This is a genomic window from Pseudomonas nitroreducens (assembly GCF_010994165.1).
GTDB lineage: Bacteria > Pseudomonadota > Gammaproteobacteria > Pseudomonadales > Pseudomonadaceae > Pseudomonas > Pseudomonas nitroreducens.
This window is the reverse complement of sequence record NZ_WMBX01000002.1, coordinates 442,302-458,492: the sequence shown is the minus strand read 5'-3', so window position 1 is coordinate 458,492 and position 16,191 is coordinate 442,302. Positions and strand designations below refer to the sequence as shown.

At 65.0% G+C, this 16,191-nt stretch carries 16 protein-coding genes; 8 read left to right on the top strand and 8 right to left on the bottom strand.

The window, feature by feature from the left end; genetic code table 11:
- The first annotated feature begins 16 nt into the window (after positions 1–16).
- The 5 genes from GJV37_RS10035 to GJV37_RS10015 all read left to right on the top strand — a co-directional run bounded on the left by GJV37_RS10035 (position 17) and on the right by GJV37_RS10015 (position 5,343).
- On the top strand, positions 17–1,006 hold the full coding sequence (locus GJV37_RS10035) for a FecR family protein (RefSeq protein ID WP_420875889.1): 990 nt from the start codon (positions 17–19) through the stop codon (positions 1,004–1,006).
- A 123-nt stretch (positions 1,007–1,129) separates the two neighbouring features.
- Positions 1,130–3,733: a TonB-dependent receptor gene (locus tag GJV37_RS10030; protein WP_170858529.1), complete on the top strand. Its 2,604-nt coding sequence runs from the start codon at positions 1,130–1,132 to the stop codon at positions 3,731–3,733.
- A 153-nt stretch (positions 3,734–3,886) separates the two neighbouring features.
- Positions 3,887–4,486 carry a biliverdin-producing heme oxygenase gene (locus GJV37_RS10025; protein ID WP_024762386.1) on the top strand — a complete coding sequence of 200 codons (600 nt, stop codon included), beginning with the start codon at positions 3,887–3,889 and terminating at the stop codon, positions 4,484–4,486.
- 4 nt (positions 4,487–4,490) lie between these two features.
- Positions 4,491–4,916, top strand: coding sequence for a YbaN family protein (locus tag GJV37_RS10020; RefSeq protein WP_246228319.1), 426 nt, complete (start codon positions 4,491–4,493; stop codon positions 4,914–4,916).
- Between the two features lie 58 nt (positions 4,917–4,974).
- Positions 4,975–5,343: a YajD family HNH nuclease gene (locus tag GJV37_RS10015; protein ID WP_024762388.1), complete on the top strand. Its 369-nt coding sequence runs from the start codon at positions 4,975–4,977 to the stop codon at positions 5,341–5,343.
- Between the two features lie 240 nt (positions 5,344–5,583).
- Here GJV37_RS10015 and GJV37_RS10010 read toward each other — a convergent pair whose 3' ends face one another.
- The 3 genes from GJV37_RS10010 to GJV37_RS10000 form a co-directional block, all read right to left on the bottom strand.
- On the bottom strand, positions 5,584–6,579 hold the full coding sequence (locus GJV37_RS10010) for an LLM class flavin-dependent oxidoreductase (protein ID WP_024762389.1): 996 nt from the start codon (positions 6,577–6,579) through the stop codon (positions 5,584–5,586).
- A gap of 340 nt (positions 6,580–6,919) precedes the next feature.
- A complete protein-coding gene (locus tag GJV37_RS10005; protein WP_193452402.1) occupies positions 6,920–7,333 on the bottom strand; it encodes an arsenate reductase ArsC in 414 nt (137 codons plus the stop codon).
- A gap of 82 nt (positions 7,334–7,415) precedes the next feature.
- On the bottom strand, positions 7,416–7,907 hold the full coding sequence (locus GJV37_RS10000; RefSeq protein ID WP_024762391.1) for a DUF1543 domain-containing protein: 492 nt from the start codon (positions 7,905–7,907) through the stop codon (positions 7,416–7,418).
- A gap of 165 nt (positions 7,908–8,072) precedes the next feature.
- Here GJV37_RS10000 and GJV37_RS09995 point away from each other — a divergent pair, with 165 nt between their 5' ends.
- Both GJV37_RS09995 and GJV37_RS09990 read left to right on the top strand, forming a co-directional pair.
- A complete protein-coding gene (locus GJV37_RS09995) occupies positions 8,073–8,753 on the top strand; it encodes a TetR/AcrR family transcriptional regulator (RefSeq protein WP_193452401.1) in 681 nt (226 codons plus the stop codon).
- Between the two features lie 76 nt (positions 8,754–8,829).
- Entirely contained in the window at positions 8,830–9,126 is a 297-nt protein-coding gene (locus tag GJV37_RS09990; protein WP_193452400.1) for a hypothetical protein, read from the top strand.
- A gap of 1 nt (position 9,127) precedes the next feature.
- On the opposite strand, the gene GJV37_RS09985 is transcribed toward GJV37_RS09990, so the two are convergent.
- Positions 9,128–10,270, bottom strand: coding sequence for a DUF1615 domain-containing protein (locus GJV37_RS09985; protein ID WP_420876227.1), 1,143 nt, complete (start codon positions 10,268–10,270; stop codon positions 9,128–9,130).
- Positions 10,271–10,359: 89 nt separating this feature from the next.
- Complete coding sequence (locus GJV37_RS09980; protein WP_193452399.1) at positions 10,360–11,247, bottom strand: DMT family transporter; 888 nt, start codon at positions 11,245–11,247, stop codon at positions 10,360–10,362.
- 129 nt (positions 11,248–11,376) lie between these two features.
- Between GJV37_RS09980 and GJV37_RS09975 the strand changes: the two genes are divergently transcribed.
- On the top strand, positions 11,377–11,814 hold the full coding sequence (locus GJV37_RS09975; RefSeq protein WP_037013174.1) for an Lrp/AsnC family transcriptional regulator: 438 nt from the start codon (positions 11,377–11,379) through the stop codon (positions 11,812–11,814).
- A 132-nt stretch (positions 11,815–11,946) separates the two neighbouring features.
- On the opposite strand, the gene GJV37_RS09970 is transcribed toward GJV37_RS09975, so the two are convergent.
- The 3 genes from GJV37_RS09970 to GJV37_RS09960 all read right to left on the bottom strand — a co-directional run bounded on the left by GJV37_RS09970 (position 11,947) and on the right by GJV37_RS09960 (position 16,085).
- The gene (locus GJV37_RS09970; RefSeq protein WP_193452398.1) at positions 11,947–13,317 is read right to left on the bottom strand and encodes a DUF1329 domain-containing protein; all 1,371 of its coding nucleotides are present in this window, start codon (positions 13,315–13,317) and stop codon (positions 11,947–11,949) included.
- A gap of 13 nt (positions 13,318–13,330) precedes the next feature.
- Positions 13,331–15,292, bottom strand: a complete 1,962-nt coding sequence (locus GJV37_RS09965) for a DUF1302 domain-containing protein (RefSeq protein WP_089285751.1) — start codon at positions 15,290–15,292, stop codon at positions 13,331–13,333.
- A gap of 307 nt (positions 15,293–15,599) precedes the next feature.
- Positions 15,600–16,085 (bottom strand): DUF3859 domain-containing protein, encoded by a 486-nt coding sequence (locus tag GJV37_RS09960; RefSeq protein WP_065084773.1) that lies wholly within the window; start codon positions 16,083–16,085, stop codon positions 15,600–15,602.
- Between the last annotated feature and the right edge of the window lie 106 nt (positions 16,086–16,191).

Genomic DNA, 16,191 nt, shown 5'->3' with positions numbered 1-16,191 from the left:
GGCCGATTCGACAACAATGCGCGGCTCACCCTCCCAGGACCGCCCCGAGGATCGCCCCTTGCCCCCCGCAGACCCGCAGCAGATGGCCGAAGCCCTCGACTGGCTGATCCTCGAGGACGACATGGACGCCGCCACCCGTGCGCGCTTCGAGGCCTGGCTCGCTGCCAGCGAAGGCAATGCGCAGGCGTACCAGCGCGTGCGCGATGCGTGGCAGTCGCCACTGCTGCCGGTGGCTGCCGCCCGCCTGGAACGCAAGCGGGAGCAGGCAAAGGTTCAGCCGCTGCGCCGACAGCGCCGCTTCTGGAAACCAGTCGCCACGGCTGCGGCGCTGGTGCTCGCCATCGGTGTCGTGGTTCAGGGCGACCTGCTGATGCGCCTGCGCGCGGACCATCTCACCGCCGTGGGCGAACGGCAGAAAGTCCAGTTGGCCGATGGATCGAACGTGCTGCTCAATACCGACACCGCGTTCTCCAGCAAGGTCGACGACCAGCAACGCGTCGCCCGCCTCTATCGCGGCGAAGCCTTCTTCGACGTTGCCCACGACCGCAGCCGCCCGTTCGAAGTGGAAGCCGGGCCGGTGCAGGTCACCGTGCGCGGCACGGCATTCGCTGTGCGCTACCTGGGCAACGAGGCGGAGGTCAGCGTGCAGCGCGGCGAGGTGGACCTGCGCACGCGCCTGGACGATGCCCGCGTCAGCCTGGGTGCCGGCGACAGCATCCGCGTCGGCCCGCAGGGTTTCGGCGAACGCCAGCACAGCGGCGAGGCTGCCTCGCAACTGGCCTGGGTAAAGGGCCGCATGGTGTTCGAGAACTGCCCCATGAGCCAGGTACTGGCCGAGTTGCGCCGCTACTACCCCGGCTGGATCGTCAACACCAACGAGCGCCTGGACACCGTCAGCGTCACCGGCAACTGGCGCCTGGACGACCCGCTGGGCGTGGCCCGCTCGCTGGCGCAGATCACCTCCGCCGAGCTGCACGAATACCCGAAACTGCTGATCCTCAACTGATCGCCCGCCGCTGAACGGAAAGTATTTTTACTCGATTCGAAAGGCTCGTTCGTTTAGTCAGAAGCCAATGCAATAGATTCGCATTTACGAATGCGAACAACGACTGACTAAGAGAGCCCTTCGATGACCATTGCTTCTTCGCGTGCCCCTCTGCGCCGGCTGTCCGCGCCGGCCAGCATCTCGCTGCTCGCCCTGTCCATCGGCCTCGCCAGCCTGCCGGCCACTTCCGCACTGGCGGCCGAGACCAGCCAGACCCAGGCCGGCTACCGCTTCGATATCGCTCGCCAGCCCCTGCCGCAGGCGCTGAATGCCTTCAGCTCGGTGACTGGCTGGCAGGTGGGCGTGGCTGGCGATCTGGCCGACGGCGTGGAATCCCCAGGCGTCAGCGGCCGCCTGCCGGCGGAGCGCGCACTGAAGACCCTGCTCGGCGGCACCGGCCTGACCGTCCGCCAGCTCGGCCCGCGCAATGTGGTCCTGGAACGCAACCTCTCCTCCGTCTCCGAGATGCAGCCGCTGACTGTCACCGCCACCCGCCAGGCGCAGAGCGTCACTTCGGTGCCGACCACCGTCAATGTGGTGAGCCGCGAAGAGCTGGACCGCAAGAACGTCAACAGCATCAAGGAACTGGTGCGCGACATGCCCGGCGTCTCCGTCGGCGGCACCGGCAACCGTGCCGGCATCACCGGCTACAACATCCGCGGCATCGACGGCGACCGCGTGCTGACGCAGATCGACGGCGTCGAGATCCCCAACAGCTTCTTCAATGGCCCGTATGCGCAGACCGAGCGCAACTACGTCGACCCGGAGATCGTCAAGCGCGTCGAAGTCCTGCGCGGCCCGGCCTCAGCCCTGTACGGCAGCAACGCCATCGGCGGCGCGGTGAGCTACTTCACCCTCGACCCGGACGACATCATCAAGGACGGCCAGGACGTTGGCGCGCGACTGAAGACCGGCTACAGCTCCGCCGATGACAGCTGGCTGACCTCCGCCACCGTCGCCGGCCGCCTCGACACCTTCGACGGCCTGCTGCACCTGAGCCAGCGCAACGGCCACGAGACCGAGTCCTACGGCAGCACCGGCGGCACCGGCCTGTCGCGCACCGAAGCCAACCCCGAGGACGTGCGCACCACCAACGTGCTGGCCAAGCTGGGCTGGAACTACGCCGAAGGCAGCCGCTTCGGCCTGGTCTACGAGAAGTACAAGGACGACGTCGATACCGACCAGAAAAGCGCCTACGGCGGCCCGTACTTCAACGGTGCGCCGACCATTCCCGATTCCGTGCTGCCCGGCGGCATGTACCAGTGGCGCACCGGCAACGACACCATCACCCGCGAGCGCTATGGTCTGGAACACCAGATGCTGCTGGACAGCGCCGTGGCCGATCACCTGAAGTGGACCTTCAACTACCAGATCGCCAAGACCGACCAGAGCACCGACGAGTTCTATTACCCCATCACCCGCCAGGTGCTGCGCACCCGCGAGACCCAGTACAAGGAACGCCAGTGGGTGCTCGACCTGCAGATGGACAAGGCCTTCGCCCTGGGCGACACCGACCACCTGCTGACCTACGGCACCACCCTCAAGCGCCAGAAGGTCACCGGCTACCGCGAAGGCGGCGCCACCTGCCTGGCCGTCAGCCGTACCTGCCCCACCATCGGCGGCCCGAGCACCGTGGCCAGCGATCAACTGGCGCGCAGCAGCGACTTTCCCGATCCGACCATCGACACCTACGCGCTCTTCGCCCAGGACGAAATCCGCTGGAACGACTGGACCTTCCTGCCCGGCCTGCGCTACGACCACACCCGCCTGAAGCCCCACGTCACCGACGAATTCCTCAACACCGTCGACCAGAGCGGCGACGGCGACGTGAGCAGCGAAAGCAAGACCTGGCACCAGCTCTCGCCCAAGCTCGGCGTGACCTATTCGTTCAACGACAACTACCTGTGGTACGGCCAGTACGCCCAGGGCTTCCGCACCCCGACCGCCAAGGCGCTCTACGGTCGCTTCGACAACCCCACCAGCGGCTACCGAGTGGAGCCCAACCCGGACCTGGACCCGGAACGCAGCCAGAGCTACGAGACCGGCCTGCGCGGCAACTTCGAGGAAGGCTCGTTCGACGTGGCGGTCTTCTATAACAAGTACCGCGACTTCATCAACGAAGACGCCATCACCCCCGGCTACGACGAACCGACCTTCACCAGCAACAACATCAAGCACGCCATCATCAAGGGCGTGGAAGTGAAGGGCCGCCTGGAGCTGGGCGCCTTCGGCGCACCACAAGGCCTCTACACCAAGGGCTCGGTGGCCTATGCCTACGGTCGCAACAAGGACACCGGCGAGCCGATCAACAGCGTCAACCCGCTCACCGGGGTGTTCGGCCTGGGCTACGACGAACAGGCTGGCCGCTATGGCGCGCTGCTCGACTGGACCCTGGTCAAGCGCAAGAACCGCGTGGACGACAGCCAGTTCAACGCCCCGGACGGCACCAGCAGCCAGTTCAAGACGCCGGGCTTCGGCATCCTCGACCTGACCGGCTACTACAAGCTGACCGACGACCTGACCCTCAACGCCGGCCTCTACAACCTCACCGACAAGAAGTACTGGCTGTGGGATGACGTGCGCGGCTACGACGGCGTCGGCGAAGCGGCGGTGCTGGCCCCGGCCAACCTCGACCGCCTGACCCAGCCGGGCCGCAACTTCGCGATCAACCTGGTGTGGGATATCTGATGCACTGATTGGCACGGGATTCCTGATGAACCCCGTGCCAGCTCGCGAACCTGTCTCGCTCCGGCATCACCCATTGAACGCGCGACAATCTTTACGCTTTCCAAACGCTGATTCGTCTCGTCTACAAAGCCCTGTAATTTCAAGGAATTGGACATGACCACCGTGGAACTCCCTGCCCTGCGCTCGCAGCGCCTGAACGCGCTGACCCACGCTCCCCACGAGCGCCTCGACCACGCCGTGAAGGCCCGCGAGCCCTTCTCCAGCCGTGAGCGCTTCGCTCGCTTCGTGGTCGCCCAGTACCTGTTCCAGTCCGAGTTGCAGGCCCTGTACCAGGACGCCGAGCTGGGCAAGATATTCCCCGACCTGCCGCAGCGCTGCCGCGCCGATCAGGCCCGCCTGGACCTGGCCGACCTGGACACCGAAGTCCCCGCTCCGGTTGCCGGCGCCGTCGACAAGCCGAGCCTGGCCCACGCGCTGGGCTGGCTGTTCGTCTCCGAGGGTTCCAAGCTGGGCGCTGCGTTCCTGATCAAGCGCGTCGCCGCGATGGGCCTGGACGAAAACACCGGCGCGCGCCACCTGGGCGAGCCCGAGGGTGGTCGCGCCGAAGGCTGGAAACGCTTCACCCGCACCCTCGACGCCCTGGAGCTCAGCGAAGCCGAAGAGCGTGAAGCCGAAGCCGGTGCCATTGCCGCCTTCGAGCGCTTCGCCCATCTGCTGCAACACAGCTACGACAGTGCACCTGCCGCCGTCTGAGGCCATCGAGCGCGCGCCCGTAGCAGGAGCGCGCGCCACGCCGTTCGGCCCGGCACGCTCGCGCCTGGCACGGATCGCCTTCGCGCTGCTCGCCTATACCAGCCTGGGCGTGGGCATGGTGGGGTTGGTGGTGCCAGGGTTGCCGACCACCGAGTTCGTCCTGCTCGCCGCCTGGGCAGCGTCGAAGAGTTCGCCGCGTCTCTCGGCCTGGCTGGAGAACCACCGGCTGTTCGGCCCCATCCTGCACAACTGGCGCAATGGGCGCGCCGTCGCCCGCCGCGCCAAGATCAGCGCCAGCCTGGCAATGCTCGCCGCCCTGGCGATCATGCTGATCACCCTGCCCCACGGCCTCTGGCTGTACGCCGTGATCCTCGGTATGGCGGTTGGCAATCTGTGGATCTGGTCGCGCCCGGACACACCCGGGCCGTAGCCAGCACGCGGGCGCGGACCTATGCTGGAGGTCCGTTTCCTTTCTGCCTCAACGAGCCATGAACCAGCCCACCAGCAAAGTCGACGCCGTCCTCGCCGAAGCCCAACGCCGCCGCGAAACCAGCTACCGCGAAAAGGCCCTGAAGATGTACCCCTGGATCTGCGGTCGCTGCGGCCGCGAGTTCAGTGGCGTGCGCCTGCGCGAACTGACCGTCCACCACCGCGACCACAACCACGACAACAATCCCGAAGACGGCTCCAACTGGGAGCTGCTGTGCCTCTATTGCCACGACAACGAGCACCAGCGGCAGGTGGACCTGCATTACCAGAACGGCAACGACGCCGGGAACAAGGGGCCGAAGGTCACCCACAAGGGACTCGCCGGGCTGGCCGACCTGCTGAAGAAGAAGGACGACGGCGAAGCATGAATCCCACATCCTTCCTGTAGGAACGGACTTGTAGGAGCGGACTCCGTCCGCGATCGGTTTGCCACCGCACCGGTCGACAAGGGATCTCCACGAAGCCATCGCGGGCGGAGTCCGCTCTTACACCGCCTGCCACAATCTGGCATGCACCTGTAGGAGCGAGTTTGCTCGCGAACAACCCCCGCTGCGGACCCGGTTCGCGAGCAAGCTCGCTCCTACAAACCGGTCCGCGCGATGGAGACTTCAGCGCAGGCCGGCAACGATCTCCAGCGAGCGCAGGCGCAGCTCGTGATCATAGATGTCGCTGGTGAAGATGATCTCGTCCACGCCAGTCTGCTCCAGCAGGATTTCCAGGCGGCTGCGCACCTTCTCCGGACCACCGATCACCGCCAGACCAAAGAAGTTGCCGACAGCATCCTGCTCATGAGGTAGCCACAGCCCGGCCATGCTCGGCACTGGCGGCTTCTGCTTCAGGCTGTCGCCACGGATCAGCGCCAGCACGCGCTGGAAGGCAGTGGTCGCCAGGTATTCGGCTTCCTCGTCGGTCGGGGCCGCCACCAGCGGTACGCCGATCATGGCGTACGGCTTGTCGAGCACCGCCGAAGGCTGGAAGTTCTCGCGGTAGATGCGCAGCGCGTCGTGCAGGTAGCGCGGTGCGAAGTGCGAGGCGAAGGCGTAGGGCAAACCCTTTTGCGCTGCCAGGTGGGCACTGAACAGACTGGAACCCAGCAGCCAGATCGGCACGTTGGTGCCCTCCCCCGGAATCGCCAGCAGCGACTGTTGCGAGCGACGCGGACCGAGGAGCATTTCCAGCTCGGCGACCTGTTCGGGGAAATCGGCACCGTCACCCAGGCGGTCGCGGCGCAGCGCGCGCATGGTTGCCTGGTCGGCGCCCGGTGCGCGGCCGAGGCCGAGGTCGATGCGGCCCGGATACAGCGTCTCCAGGGTGCCGAAGTTCTCCGCCACCACCAGCGGCGGATGGTTGGGCAGCATCACGCCGCCGGAGCCGACGCGGATGCGCTCGGTCTTGCCGGCGATGTGGCCGATCAGCACGGCCGTGGCCGAGCTGGCGATGCCGTCCATGTTGTGGTGCTCTGCCAGCCAGTAGCGGGTAAAGCCCAGGCGTTCGACGTGCCGGGCCACCGCGACGGCGTTGTTCAATGCCTCGGCAGCGGTGCCCTGGTCGCGCACGGGGACCAGGTCGAGCATGGAGAAGGCAGTTTCTGACAGGGACTTCATAGGCACTCCGATTCGGGTCGCGCAGGCACCGGCACGCAGCGCCGCGGACAGGACTTTGACAATGACTCTATCGATGCGCTCCTCGCCTGACCACTTGTCGGGATCGATAGTGCTCATGCCGGCGAGTGATAAAGGCGCAGGCGCGTTGCCATCACCTGTTCACGGGACAGTCACCGCGCTGTCATGCCGGACCGCCAGAATGCCCTGGCGCTGAAGGACCAGCGCCCCATCTACACGGGCATCCGCCGCCAATCCTCCCCAGGCAACGGCGAATCCTGTGGCCTGCGAAGCAAAAAGCCCGCATCCGTGCGGGCTTTTTGCTTTGTCATCGCCAGAAACTTCAGTCGCGGTTCTTCACCATTTCGAAGAGTTTCAGGCGATCGCTGATTTCCTGCAGGGTGTGGCGGAACGGGTCGTGCTGTTCGCTGTGGGCCGGGTCGACGAAATTCCACACGATCACCTGGCTGGAAGTCGGCAGTTCGTCGCCCTCGTCGCTGGACTTGTCGCACAGGTCGATCAGGTAATCGAAATGCTGGCCGCGGAATTCATCGATGGACTTGCTGCGCAGGCCCTCGGTGGAAATCCCCGCATGTTCCAGCACGCTGCGCGCACGGGGATCGATGGCGGTCGGGTGGATACCCGCGCTGAAGGCTTCGAAGTGTTCGCCGTCGGTGTGCCGCAGCAGCGCTTCCGCCATCGGCGAGCGGGCGTCGTTGGCGACGCAGACGAACAGGACTCGGCGTTTCTCGGTCATCTTTACCTCGGCACGGGGGATCGGCTTTGCGCCCCCTTATACGTCAGGTTTTATGACAAGGCCGTGTCAGCGCCATGAAGGCTCACAACACGATGTAGTCGCTGCGCTGCACGATGCCGCGGCTCTCGCCCTCCACCAGATGAACATAACGCCCGCCGACCTGGTCGACGGCAATGCAATCGTCGACGTCGATCACGGCATCGGTGTGCGCCTTGTCCCAGCTGCGCGGCATGCGGCGCTTGGCGCGTACCTTGGCGTCGGCGGCATCGCGTGCGGCCACCAGCACGTACTGGTGCGCCTCGCCGAAACTGCCCAGCTCGTAGCCGCCCAGGTTGACGAAGAACAGCCGCTGCTCGCCTGGCGCCGGCATTGAATCGCTGAACTCCACGCGATACGCCTCGACGCCGTCCACCTCCAGCCAGGAATCGATGTGCAGGCCTTCCGGGCTGCCGAACCAGGCGTCGCGCAATTGCGCGTAGGTGGATTTCAGGTTGTCGCCAAGGACAAAGGCCACATCGTGAACCTCGATCCGCGCGCGCGGATGGCGTCCCCCCAGCATGACTACGAACAGCATCTCAGCCCCTTCCTAGGTTTCAGACTGGCTCTGACAAATTCGTCACACGGCAGGTTCAATCTAATGGCGGATAAATGGCCATCCGCCAGTCAACCTCATGGGTGTGCAAGCGCTATATAGAAAGTTATATTCTGAACCCTCGTTTGATTGCCCCGATGTTTCCCCATGCCCCAGACCGCGCCCACCCCGACGCGCCGCCGTCAGCGCCCCGCCCTCAGCATCCGTGACCGCAATCGCCAGCGCATCCTGCTGGCCGCCGGCGAGGAATTCGCCGAGAAGGGGTTCACCGCCGCCAAGACCCAGGACATCGCCAGCCGCGCCGACCTGCCCAAGTCCAACGTTTATTACTATTTCCAGAGCAAGGAGAATCTTTACCTGCGCCTGCTGGAAAACGTGGTGGAAGCCGTGCTGGAAGCCTCCGCCCTGCTGCGCGAGTGTGACGACCCGGCCTGGGCGCTGCCCGCGCACATCCGCGCGCGCCTGTACATCGCCCGGCAGTGGCCGTACGCCTACAAGGTGTTCGCCAGCGAAATGCTCCACGGCGCTCCGCGCCTGCCGCCGGAATGGTTGCAGCGCCTGCGGGCGGAATCGCGTCGCAGCCTGGAGTGCATCGCCAACTGGATCGACCGTGGCCTGCTCGCCCCCGTGGACCCGCAGCACCTGCTGCTGAGCATCTCCGCCGCCACCCGTACCTACGTCGATTTCGACTGGCAGATCGCGATGATCACCGGCAAGGCGCAGCCGGATGCCGATGACTTCGACGCGGCCGCCGCGACCATCACCCGCCTCGTCCTGCGCGGTACCGAGCCGGAACCGGCAGCACGCCTGCGGCCCTTGCCGCTCTAGCGCGCCACGAGGTCTGCACTAAGCTGTGATTGTCCGCGCGGCCTTGCGCCGTGTCCGCAGCTCTCAGGGAGACGCCATGAAACCGCTACTGATCGCTACGCTGTCGCTGATCGTCGTGCAGCCCGCCTTTGCCGCCATCCCCATGCTCAACTACGACTGCCCCAATGACATTCAGGTCCACACCGACGAGGGCGGCCCGGTGTACATCAACGGCAAGGAAGCCAAGGTCAAGCAGAAGAACGACCAGTACCTCGAGGCCAAGGGCGAAGGCGTGACCATCTCCATCAGCCTCAATGAGGATGGCAGCGCCACGGTGTCCTACACCGGGCCGAAAGGTGCCAACGGTATGTGCCAACCCGCCGAGGGCGACTGATTCAGTCCTTCGGCGCACGCCCCAGGCAGCGCTGGTAGCGCTCGTCCACGCGCTGGGCGAACCAGGCGGTGGTGAGCTGGCGGGTGATCTTCGGGCTGTGCAGCGTGATCCCCGGCAGCATCGCCCGCGGCATCGACTTGCCGGCGGAGCGTTCGGCCAAGGCGAACACCTTGGTGTAGAGCTCCGACCGGGTGAACTCCGGCTTATCGCCCAACTCCAGGTCGCGGCGGATTTCCCGCTCGCTCATGCCCAGCTTCGGCCCCAGGGTGCGCACCGCCTTCTCGGTGCTGCCCGCGTCATTGCTGCCATAGAGGATCACGTCCCCGTCCAGTGCCAGGGTGATACCGGTGAGATCCGCGACCACGCGCTGGAACGCTGCGTTGCGGCTGGCATACCAGCCGGCGTTGAAGTCGGCGAAACGGTACAACTGACGCGGATAGTTCACCGGATAACCCAGCAGGTGGGCGGTACCGAAGTACATGCCGCCTCGGCGGCTGAACACCTCGCGGCGGATACTGCCGTCCACCGGGTACGGGTAGCCCTCGGCATGGGCCTGCGCGAACGCGATGCTGACCTGCATCGGCCCACCGGTATGCACCGGGTTGAAGCGTCCGAACAACTGCTGGCCCAGCGGTACGCCGCCGATGAAGTCATCGAAGATCGCGCTCAGTTCCCTCTCGGTCTTCGCGCTCGCCAGGCGCTGGCTGTAGGTACGGCCATTCGGCGATTTCAGCGCCAGCGCGGTATCGATGAGGAAACCCGGCACATGGACCTTGCTCGCACGCCGGTCGATCTCGGCGCGAGCGATCTTGCCCAGCCCAGGTACGGCCGGGTCGGCCTTGAAGTTGGACTCCTGCTCGGTGATCGCCACCACTGAGCAGAGGTTCTCGGTAGTCGCCGGAATGCGCTGGGTGGTGAAGGCGACCTGGATGTCCTTCGCCCAGCCCTCGCGGTCAGAAGTGCCAGCGGGAATCAGCCTGACCAGCTTGCCGCGCACCTCCTCCGGGGTCGGCTCCGGCACGCTCGGCGCGCGGCTGCCGCAGCCGGCCAGCGCCAGTAACGCGGCCACGCCCAGCAGCTGAATGTATCGGGATGAAAGCCTTTTCAGGCTGGGTGAATCTGCCGTCAGGGCAGCCGCAGTCATAGTCCGTTCCTTGCTTGAAGTCCGCCTACAGGACCGGTGCGCAGCGGCACAGGTTCCCCGGCATTGTCAGGCAAGCACGGATTTCAGCGCTAGGCCAGGCGCCGCAGGTTCAGGCTCCAGCCGCGCTGCATGCCGGCGGCGGCCAGCAGGATGGCGATCACGCCCAACCATTGCAGCGGAGTCAGGCGATGTCCGAAGGCGAACCAGTCGACGAAGATCGCTGCGATCGGATAGATGAACGACAGCGCCCCGGTCAGGGCTGTCGGCAGTTTCTGGATCGCGCCGTAGAGCAGCACGTACATGATGCCGGTGTGCACGATGCCCAGGGTCGCCAGGCTGGCCCAGGCCGTGCTCGCCTGGGGCAGCGAGGTCAGGTTGGCCCAGGGGGCGAGCAGGAGAACGCCGGTCACCGCCTGGATCAGCGCGATCAGGTGCGGCGGCACGCCGGTCAGGCGCTTGATGATCAGCGCCGCCACGGCGTACAACGCCGCCGCACCGAGCGCCAGCGCGACCCCGCCCAGGTAGTCGCTGCCCACCTGCCCCGCTTCACCGTGCGCGCTGACGATGGCCAGCATGCCGAGGAAGGAAATACCCAGCCAGGTGAGTTTTTGCGCCGTCACCTTCTCGCCGAGGAACAACGCGCCGAGCAACACCAGCAGGAATGGCTGCACGTTGTACACGGCCGTGCCGATGGCGATGGAGGCCCGCGAGTAGGAGCCGAACAGCAGCACCCAATTGCCAACGATGGCCGCGCCGCTGAGCAACGCCAGGCCGAAGGTGGCGCGGCTGAGAATGCCAGGGCGCAGGAAGCCCATGGCGGCGCAGATCACCAGCAGGGTGGCGGCGCCGAATACGCAGCGCCAGAACACCACGTCCAGCACCGGCTGGCCGGAAACCACCACCAGCCAGCCGATGGTGCCGCAGATCAGCATGGCGATGATCATTTCCAGGGTGCCGCGCCTGATTCGCTCGTTCATGATTCACCTCCGCTTGTGGTGATCAGTATGAAGAGGTGAATTCATGCACTCCATCGCCTGACGCAGGCAAAGCCAGCTATTCACCTTTACTATCAAGGCAACTATCCGAATTCACCTTTCGAGACAAAAATGACCGACGATATCGACCAGTTGCTGATCGCCGCACTGATGGAAGACTCGCGCCTGTCCCTCAAGGCCCTGGCCCAAGTCAGCGGCCTAAGCTCCCCCAGCGTCGCCGAGCGCCTGCGCAAGCTGGAGGAGCGCCAGGTGATCACCGGCTACACGCTGAACGTCGACCCGCGCGCCTTCGGCTACCAGTTGCAGGCGATTGTCCGGGTGCGACCGCTACCGGGAAAATTGCAGGAAGTGGAGAAGCAGATCCTGGCGATCCCCGAATTCACCGAATGCGACAAGGTCACCGGGGAGGATTGCTTCTACGCGCGGATGTGCGTGCGCTCGATGGAGCAGTTGGATGAAATTCTCGATCACCTCAATGGCTTCGCCGAGACCAATACGGCCATCGTCAAGAAGAGTCCGGTAAAGCGGCGGTTGCCGCCGATGGCGTGATGCCTGGATGCACAGGTTCGCGAGCAAACTCTCTCCTACAAAGAACATGCCGGCCTGACCTGTAGGAGCTTGCTCGCGATCCACTGGTGGTCAAACGACAAAGGCCCCTCGCGGGGCCTTTGTCGTTTGCGCTTAGCGAGAGGCCTTGCGGCGCAACGCCGAGGGACTGAAGTTGGAGTCGTCCGGGGCCGGCTGGCTGAAGTCGGCGGTGCCAGGCTCCTCGTTGTCCAGCCACTGGATGCTGTAGCGGTGCGCCTGGAGGTCATGGAAGGTGTCCAGGGCGGTCCACACCATCGGCTGCTCGTAGAAGCTCTTCAGGTAGGCCAGCGACACGCGCCACAGCTCGCCGCGGCCGTCGTACTGGTCCACCACGGCGGCGCCCCAGCTGTCCTCGTCGAGGTAGAGGGTGCGGCGCGAGTAGATGTGCCGCGCGCCGGGCTTCAGCTTGCCGTCCACTACCCACACGCGGTGCAGTTCGTAACGGGTGTACTTGGGATTGACGTGGCCCGGGGTGAGCAGGTCCTTGTACTTAACCTCCGGGCTGGTGATCTGGTAGTTGTTGTAGGGAATGTAGATTTCCTTCTTGCCCACCAGTGTCCAGTCGTAGCGGTCCGGCGCGCCGTTGTACATGTCGGTGTCGTCGGCGGTGCGCAGACCGTCGGAGTCTTCGATCGGAGTGTCGTAGGCCAGCGTCGGGGCACGGCGCACGCGGCGCTGGCCGGGGTTGTAACCCCAGGCCTGGCGCGGTTCCTTGACCTGGTCGAGGGTCTCCTGGACCAGTGCGCCGTTGCCGGCCAGGCGAGCCGGCGCGGTGGTGAAGGTCATGTAGTAGAACAGTGTATTGCCGAGCTTGTCGTAGCTGCCCTTGGGGTCGTAGAAACGGAACAGCGCCTCGTCCTGGGAGGTCACCAGCGCGTAAGCGCCGTTACGCTGCACGCCGGCCTGGGACGAACGCCGCACGATATAGGTGCCGCGGTAGCGGGCGATGTGATTCCACACCGCTTCCACGCCACTTTTCGGGATCGGGAACGGCACGCCGCCGTAGGCGTCGGAGAAGCCGTTGCCGCCCTCCACCAGCTTGGCACTGGTGGCGTTCTTGTAGATGTTGTCGTAGATCCACTGTGGCGCCGAACCGGTACGGTGGGTCTCGTAGACCGGCATCTGGTAACTGTCCGGATAGGCGTTAAACAGTGCGATCTGCCCCGCGGTCAGGTTGGCCTTGTACTGGTCAAGGTTGGCCTTGGTGATGACGAACTTCGGCTTCTCCCCAGCGAACGGATCGACATGGTGCGCACCCGGCCCCTTGTAGCCGGCGGGTGCCGAGGTCAGGCCGCCGCTCCAGGCAGGAATGGTGCCAGCGGCGTTGCCGGCCTTCTCCGCGCCCATGGGCGTCAGGCTGCTCTTCAGCTGGGCAGCCTGGTCGGCCGAGACGGCAGCGCGCGCATCGGTGACGGCGAGGGCTGTCAGCGTGGCAAGGACGATCAGGGAACTCTTCTTGTACATGGTCCTCTCCGGATCAGAACGAGTATTTCGCGGTGATCGAGACGTTGTCGCGGTCGCGCATGGAGTTGCTGGAGCCGGCGCCGTAGTAGTTGGTGTACTGGGTGCCGACTTCGAAGGTGTTCAGGTAGCTGGCGTCGATGCCGAGGGTGTAGGCCTTGCGGCCTTCGATGAAGTTGCCGGTGCGGTCGGAGTTGCCGCTGAAGTCCTCCTGGTAGACGGCGTAGGGCGAAAGTTTCACCCCAGCGTAGACGTCGTTCCAGCTACCGGTGAGCAGCAGCGTGTAGCCGTAGCTGTCGCGGCTGATCTGCACGTCGTCGTCGTTGCCGCCGACGTAGGCCTTGTCCTGGGCGCCGACGAACTTGCGCTCGGTGCCGTCCCAGGCGGTGTACTTCAGGCTGCTGCCACGGATGTGCTCGGAGGCGAGCTCCGCCACGCCGGTCATGGAGTCGAAGGTCAGGTGCGGGCCGAAGTTGTAGATGGTCGACAGCGAGATGTTGTAGGTCTCGGCGCGTTCATAGTTCTCGAACAGGCTGCCGCGGCACAGCTGCTTGCCGGCCACCTGGGCGCAGGCCTGCCCGGCGGCCACATTGCCGTCGTAGAGGTTGGTCTGGCCCAGCACGCCCTGGGTCAGCAGGTCGCCGAGCAGGTCGTCGGTGGCGGAAATGCTGATGGGCATGTTCGGCCGGTAGGCGATCTCGCCGGATACCGAGGCATCGCCCAGGGTGGTGTTGAAGCTGAAACCGTACATGCGGATGTCTTCGACATAGTCACGGCGGGCTTCGGCGTTGCTCGCCATGTCCAGCGTGGCCAGGCCCGGCACCGCCTCGCCCAGGCCCAGCGGGCCGAGCAGGCTGTTCAACGCGTCGACATCGACACCCTGGTAGTTGCGCAGATCGACCGCGACCTGCGGCTCCTTGGCATGGTAGTTGACGAAGTAGAAACCGAACTCGGTGGAGTTGAGCTCCTCGGCGATGTAGCGGAACGCCACGCCGAACTGGCCGTCGTCGCGCGCCTCGATGTCCTTGCCGATGTTGGCCACCTTGAAGGTGCCGGTGTTCGGATCGAGGAAGGCGTTCGGCCCATGCGGGCCGTTGCCCAGCAGGCCGAGAGAGGCGACCGTCGGGTAGCCGGCCAGCAGTTCCTTGATCAGCGGGTCGGTTTCGGTGGTATAGGCGGTTTCGCCACCATCGCTGAACAGGTCGGTATCGGAGAAGTAGGTACCGACCGAGTCGAGGCGGGTTTCCTTCCACTTCCACTGGTAGAAGGCTTCCATGGAGAGGTCGTCGGTCAGGCCGAGGTTGAAGCTCAGGGCCTCCACCGGCACCAGCACTTCCTTGAGTTCGGAACCCGGCAGGTGGAAGCGTGCGGCGTCGACCGGGTTGATGGTGTTGACCCCACCACGGTAGAACACGCCCTCGCCCCAGTTCAGCACCTGGCGGCCGACGCGGCCGGTCAGCGGGTGCTCGTCGACATCCCAGCTGCCGGACAGGTAGGCATCCAGCAGCTCGGCCTTGCGGCCGGCGATATGCCGGGTGTCGTCGGTGAAGTGGTCGTCCTGCGGGTACGACTGACTGGGACGCTCCACGCCATTGGTGGTGTCGTAGTAGTCGTTGCGCTTGTCCATGATCTGCGTGTCGTAATACGCGGTGCCACGCATGAACAGGCCATAGTTCTGGTACTTGGCCGAGAGGTCGGAAGTGAGCTTGAAGACCTGGGAAACCAGGCCGGTGTCGAAGTTGCGGTTGCCGTCGTCGGCGTTGATGTCGCTGATGTTGCTCTTGTCGCGGCCCTGCACGCGCCACATGGCGCCGTAGGACAGCGTGCTGTCCAGCGAGCCGGTGATCTCGTTGTCGGCCAGCTTGAACTCCAGAGCCTGGGCCGAGCCCGCCACCAGCAGCGGCAAGAGTCCCATCACCGCCCCCGCCCGCCGCGGCGCCCAGAAAATGGACGAGCGCGCACCCAATCGACTGTTCATAGACAGCATTACCTCCATGGCCAAGATTTATCGCCCCGGTCATTGCGGCCAGAGCTGTTCTTATTCGTTTCTCGGCTGCCGCCAGCCTCGGACAAAACCGGGCCGCCGTGCAGTAACACTCCTGCCAGAGCGCTTGCGGGCGCTATGGCCCCCCCTCCTCTTCTGCTTGCACGCTGGAGTTGGGACTATCGTGCAGGCAAAGTAACAAACTGTTTCCCCTCTGCCAATGGAAAGGATGTAATCCGTCTCTTTCAACAGGCAAAGAAAAGCCCGGCATATGACCGGGCCCTTCTCTTACAGAGGGTTATTACTGCGTGATTTGTTCGACGGTGAAGGTCTTTTCTGCCAGCAGGCGATCGCCCTGAAACACCATGAAGCGCCACTGGCCCTGTACCACTTCATGATTCTCGGTGAACTGGTAGGCCATCACATCGGTGGGCGCGCCCACGACCAGCTTCTGCACCACTTCGAACTTGTCGTGGCGCTGGCCATCGGGGCTGACCACGCCGGGAGTGAAGTACAGCAGCGTCAGCGGAGTATCGCCCTCGACCTTGCCACTGAGCTGGTAGCGCAGGCCGAACTTGGTGCCCAGCTTGGCCGGCACGCGGGTGGTGGACTCGAGCTCCTGCTCGCTGCGCGTCAGCACGCGCTCGCCCGGCTGGTAATCCTTGTAGTTGCTGACGAAGACGCCGTACTCGACCGGGCCGTTGACGCGCACTTCGGCAAAGGCCGAGGAGGCGAAGGCAGAAGCCAGGGAGAGAGCCAGGACTGCTGGCAGGCGGGAAATGGGCATGTCGCGCTCCTTGTTGGGGTCCGCGCGAGGCTATGACATCGCCGTGACAGCCTGATGACAGCTTGGCGCCGCGTGGGTAGGCATGGCGCCAAGCGTCTATCATGCG

Bases quoted from the DNA above. Each gene is read 5' to 3' on its own strand.
- GJV37_RS10010 (WP_024762389.1), bottom strand. From the start codon at position 6,579: ATGAAGTCCCTGTCAGAAACTGCCTTCTCCATGCTCGACCTGGTCCCC.
- GJV37_RS09980 (WP_193452399.1), bottom strand. From the start codon at position 11,247: ATGAACGAGCGAATCAGGCGCGGCACCCTGGAAATGATCATCGCCATG.
- GJV37_RS10025 (WP_024762386.1), top strand. From the start codon at position 3,887: ATGACCACCGTGGAACTCCCTGCCCTGCGCTCGCAGCGCCTGAACGCG.
- GJV37_RS10030 (WP_170858529.1), top strand. From the start codon at position 1,130: ATGACCATTGCTTCTTCGCGTGCCCCTCTGCGCCGGCTGTCCGCGCCG.
- GJV37_RS09985 (WP_420876227.1), bottom strand. From the start codon at position 10,270: ATGACTGCGGCTGCCCTGACGGCAGATTCACCCAGCCTGAAAAGGCTT.
- GJV37_RS09975 (WP_037013174.1), top strand. From the start codon at position 11,377: ATGACCGACGATATCGACCAGTTGCTGATCGCCGCACTGATGGAAGAC.
- GJV37_RS09960 (WP_065084773.1), bottom strand. From the start codon at position 16,085: ATGCCCATTTCCCGCCTGCCAGCAGTCCTGGCTCTCTCCCTGGCTTCT.
- GJV37_RS09970 (WP_193452398.1), bottom strand. From the start codon at position 13,317: ATGTACAAGAAGAGTTCCCTGATCGTCCTTGCCACGCTGACAGCCCTC.
- GJV37_RS10005 (WP_193452402.1), bottom strand. From the start codon at position 7,333: ATGACCGAGAAACGCCGAGTCCTGTTCGTCTGCGTCGCCAACGACGCC.
- GJV37_RS09990 (WP_193452400.1), top strand. From the start codon at position 8,830: ATGAAACCGCTACTGATCGCTACGCTGTCGCTGATCGTCGTGCAGCCC.
- GJV37_RS10000 (WP_024762391.1), bottom strand. From the start codon at position 7,907: ATGCTGTTCGTAGTCATGCTGGGGGGACGCCATCCGCGCGCGCGGATC.
- GJV37_RS10035 (WP_420875889.1), top strand. From the start codon at position 17: ATGCGCGGCTCACCCTCCCAGGACCGCCCCGAGGATCGCCCCTTGCCC.
- GJV37_RS09965 (WP_089285751.1), bottom strand. From the start codon at position 15,292: ATGAACAGTCGATTGGGTGCGCGCTCGTCCATTTTCTGGGCGCCGCGG.
- GJV37_RS09995 (WP_193452401.1), top strand. From the start codon at position 8,073: ATGCCCCAGACCGCGCCCACCCCGACGCGCCGCCGTCAGCGCCCCGCC.
- GJV37_RS10015 (WP_024762388.1), top strand. From the start codon at position 4,975: ATGAACCAGCCCACCAGCAAAGTCGACGCCGTCCTCGCCGAAGCCCAA.